This is a genomic window from Streptomyces sp. NPDC059900, assembly GCF_050270335.1.
Lineage (GTDB): Bacteria > Actinomycetota > Actinomycetes > Streptomycetales > Streptomycetaceae > Streptomyces.
Window position 1 is genome coordinate 1 of sequence record NZ_JBNNJZ010000669.1, and the last position, 4,099, is coordinate 4,099.

Genomic DNA, 4,099 nt, shown 5'->3' on the forward strand with positions numbered 1-4,099 from the left:
GCTCATGGGCGCCTCGGACGTTCCGGGGCCCAGCGGCCGCCCGCTGGACGCCGGCGGCCTGCGCGACCTCGATGAGGCGGTGGAAGTCCTGCGCCGGGCGGTCGCGCTCACTCCCGCGCGTCACGAGCAGCGCACCGGACGCTCCGCGGCGCTGAGTCGCGCACTGATCCAACGTCACGCGAGCCGTCCCGTCCCGGATCACGCCGCGCGCGACCTCCGGGAGGCAATAGAGGTCTGCCGGTCCGCGCTGCGCCACGCGGACCCGCACCACAGCGACCATGTCTGGGCCTGCTCCGAACTGGCCATGGCCCTGCTGCACACCTACCGCGCCACGCGCACCCCGCAGGTGATGGCCGAAGCGCTCCGCTACGCGCGCCAAGCCGTCGACTCCCTCCCTGCCGGCTCGCCGAGCCGGGCAGGCTGTCTCCAGACACTCGGGCACATCCTGGCCGAGAGCCCCGACGCCGCGCGCTCCGACGCCCTCGCCGCCTTCCTGGAGGCGTATGCCTGCGAGGCGTCCCCTCCGGCCGACCGCATCGAGGCCGCCCGCGCCGCCGCCCGCCTCGCGGGGCCGGACGACCGCGAGCTGGCCGGTCGTCTCCTGACAGAGGCCGTGGAGCGGCTCGCCGCGGCGGCGCCGCTGTGGCACACCGGGGGCGACCGCCTCAAGACGCTGTCCCGCTTCGCCGGTCTGGCCACCGAGGCCGCCGCCCACCTCCTCGCCACCTCCCACCCGACGGTCGAAGACAGCCCGTCGGCCGTCGAGGCGTTACGTCTCCTGGAGACGGGCCGCGAGGTGCTGATGCGGCAGGCACTGAATCTGCGAACCGACCTGTCCGCGCTCCGCCAGGCGCATCCCCGGCCCGCCGGTGAACTGCTGGGCCTGCACCGTCGCCTCGTCGCTCCGGCCGGAGCCGCATCCGAACGACGGGCAGCGCCCCCGGCACCGCCTCCGCCTCCGCCGCCGCCTGCGCCTGCGTACGACGCTCGGCTCGACATCGACCAGCGCCGCGCCGCCGCCACCCGCATGGAGAGCGTCCTGGCCACCGTGCGTTCCCTGCCGGGATTCGAGTCCTTCCTGCGTCCGCCGCACCGCGAACTGCTCACCCGTGCCGCCGGGTCGGGGCCCGTCGTGACACTGGCCGCGGCCTCCGACAGCGGCCACGCCCTGATCGCCACCACGGATGCCGTCCTGCATCGCCGCCTGCCCGCACTGACCGTCGCAGCGGTCACCGCGCAGGCCGCCCGATTGCATGCCGCCGCCGATATGGGTCACGACAGGACGCTCGGCCCTCCGGCGCGACTGGAGGCCCAGAAACGTGTCTCGGAGATCCTCGAATGGCTGTGGGACGCCGCTGTCGGGCCGGTGCTCGACACTCTGGGCCTTCTGTCGTCGACATCACCCGAAGCCGGCGGCCACCTCTGGTGGGCGCCGGGCAGTCTGCTCGGCCTGCTGCCGCTGCACGCCGCCGGACGCCGGAGCGGGCAGCACTCCCACGCCGAGGGAGGGGCCGCCATCGACAAAATGACCTCCTCGTACACGCCGTCGGTTCAGGCGCTGGTCGCCGCGCGGGAACGCCCAACCGGCCGGAGTCCCCAGCGATTCCTGGCCGTCGCCATGCCGTACACCGCGGGTGCCGCGCCGCTGCCGCGCGCAGCCGGGCAAACCGAACGGCTGGCACGGCTCTTCGACGACGCGACCGTCCTGGTGACCACATCCGACACACCGCGACTCCCTGGCCCCGCGGTGCTCACCGAGCTCGCGCACAGTTCCGTGGTCCACTTCGCCTGCCACGCCGTGAGCGATCCCATGAACCCGTGGAGGAGCCGTCTCCTGCTGGGCGACGAGCCGGACTCCCTCACCGTGCGGCAGCTGACGGCCCAGCACATGCCGGAAGCGGAGCTGGCGTTCCTCTCGGCGTGCCGCACCAGCCACTCCAGCGGCCTGCGGGTCCCGGACGAGTCGGTCCACCTCTCCGGCGCGATGCAGCACGCGGGTTTCCGGCGCGTCGTCGCGACGCTGTGGCTTGTCGACGACCACCACACCGGTGCGGTCGGCGAGGCGTTCTTCGCGGCGCTGCGGACCACATCGCAGGGTGTGGACACCTCGCTCGCGTCGCGGGCCCTCAACCACGCGGTCCGGCAGGCACGCTCGAAGTATCCGAAGTTCCCCACGCTGTGGGCCGGCTATGTCCACTCCGGGGCGTGACGGCCACGAAAGCAGCCACGAGAGCAGCCACGACGGCCCGCCGCACATGGCGCGGGCCGTCGCCACGAGGCATGCGGCGACGGCCCGTTCGGGAAGGCGGCATCAGCAGGGCTTGATGTACCAGGTGTAGACGCCGATGCTCTTCTTGACCTTCTTGTCGGCGTACGGGGCCTTCGTCGTCATGATCGTCTTCCTGTCATGATTCTTGAACTTCCCCTTGGTCCCCGGTGTCTGGTTGTTGATGTACCGGGTGGGGACCCACTTCTTGCTGATGTACCAGTTCTTGCAGTAGTAGAGGTCCTTCCACTTGGTCTTCCCGGTGTCGACGTGGCGCAGCTTCACGCACAGGGCGCCGTGGTCGCAGGTCTTCTGCACCGATACGTCGGCCGGAGCAGATGCCCTGGCCGGGGCGGATGCCTCGGCCGGTGCGACGCCGGCGCCGAGCGCCAGAGCCGCCGCACCGGCGACGGATACCGCAGTCGCCCGCCGCTTGATACTCGTCAAGGCCATGTCATGTCCTCGTTTGGTCGGCCGTGCACGACGTCTGTCGCGTGCTGAGCAGCCTGGCCGGAGGCGCAGGGGCCGACAGCGAGTTTCAGTTCTCCCCGAAACACTCTGCGTGCGCGGCGGATTGGCTCGTTCCAGACGTTGACGCCCTTTCATCGAGTGTCTAAGAACTCTCCTTACAACGATGTAAGAACGCGACGCACGATCCCGCTCCAGCACCTCCGTTCCGCCGTCCTGCGGCCACCCGGCCGTGCCCCGCGACACGAGGAGCTCCGATGCACCACCAGTCCACCCGACTCAGACAGCGACCGGGCCGCACCCTCGGCATCCTGCTCAGCGCCCTCGCCCTGCTCCTGTGCGGCGCCACCGCCCTCGCGCCCGCGGCCCAGGCGGCCCCCACGGCCTGGACCCCCAAACCGGCCCCGATGACGACGCCGTGGACCGACCAGGTCTCCAGGGACAATCCGCTGCCGGAGTATCCGCGACCGCAGCTGACCCGTCCCGACTGGGCCAATCTCAACGGCATCTGGGACTTCGCCGTCACCTCGGCGAACGCCGGACAGCCGGCCTCCTTCACCGAGCAGATCCGCGTCCCGTTCGTCGCGGAGTCCGCGCTCTCCGGCATCCAGCGCAAGATCACCCAGAACGACAAGCTCTGGTACAAGCGCACCTTCACCGTGCCGTCGAACTGGAACGGGCGCCGCGTCCAGCTCAACTTCGGCGCCAGTGACTGGCGTACGACGGTGTGGGTGAACGGGCAGCAGGCGGGCTCCGCCCACAGCGGCGGCTACGACGCCTTCGGCTACGACATCACGCCCCTGCTCAACGGCGGCACCAACACCATCGTGGTCTCGGTGTTCGACCCGACCCAGACCGGCGGCCAGGCCGTGGGCAAGCAGCGCATCAACGACGTGACGCCGCATCCCGGCGGCGGCATCTTCTACACCGCCGCCTCCGGCATCTGGCAGACCGTCTGGCTCGAGCCCACCGCTCCCGCCCACATCACCCGCCTCGACACGACGGCGAACCTGTCCGACTCGACGCTGCGGGTCACCGTCCGGGGCACCGGGATCAGCGGCCAGAGCGCGCGCGTCACGGTCAGCTCCGGCGGCACCACGGTGGGCACGGCGACCGGCGCGGTCGGCTCGCAGCTGGCGGTCCGCATCACCAACCCGCACCTGTGGTCACCGGACGACCCGTTCCTCTACGACATCAAGGCCGACCTCGTCTCGGGATCCACGGTGTCCGACTCCGTCGGCAGCTACGCCGGTATGCGGTCCATCTCGCGCGGCACGGTCGACGGCAAGCAACGCCTGCTGCTCAACGGCAAGTTCGTCTTCCAGACCGGCACCCTCGACCAGGGCTACTGGCCCGACGGCATCT

The 4,099-nt window shown here is 71.1% G+C and carries 3 protein-coding genes; 2 read left to right on the forward strand and 1 reads right to left on the reverse strand.

Going from position 1 to position 4,099, the window contains the following annotated elements:
• A partial coding sequence (locus ACQKIP_RS41620; RefSeq protein WP_427745387.1) for a CHAT domain-containing protein occupies positions 1 to 2,209 on the forward strand: 2,209 nt, incomplete at its 5' end.
• 102 nt (positions 2,210 to 2,311) lie between these two features.
• On the opposite strand, the gene ACQKIP_RS41625 is transcribed toward ACQKIP_RS41620, so the two are convergent.
• A complete protein-coding gene (locus ACQKIP_RS41625) occupies positions 2,312 to 2,719 on the reverse strand; it encodes a hypothetical protein (RefSeq protein ID WP_365854559.1) in 408 nt (135 codons plus the stop codon).
• A 272-nt stretch (positions 2,720 to 2,991) separates the two neighbouring features.
• Here ACQKIP_RS41625 and ACQKIP_RS41630 point away from each other — a divergent pair.
• Positions 2,992 to 4,099 (forward strand): glycoside hydrolase family 2 protein (locus ACQKIP_RS41630; RefSeq protein ID WP_427745389.1); only part of this gene is annotated, 1,108 nt, incomplete at its 3' end.

What these genes read in the sequence shown, in the direction of transcription:
- ACQKIP_RS41625 (WP_365854559.1), bottom strand. Translation starts at nt 2,719, where the DNA reads ATGGCCTTGACGAGTATCAAGCGGCGGGCGACTGCGGTATCCGTCGCC.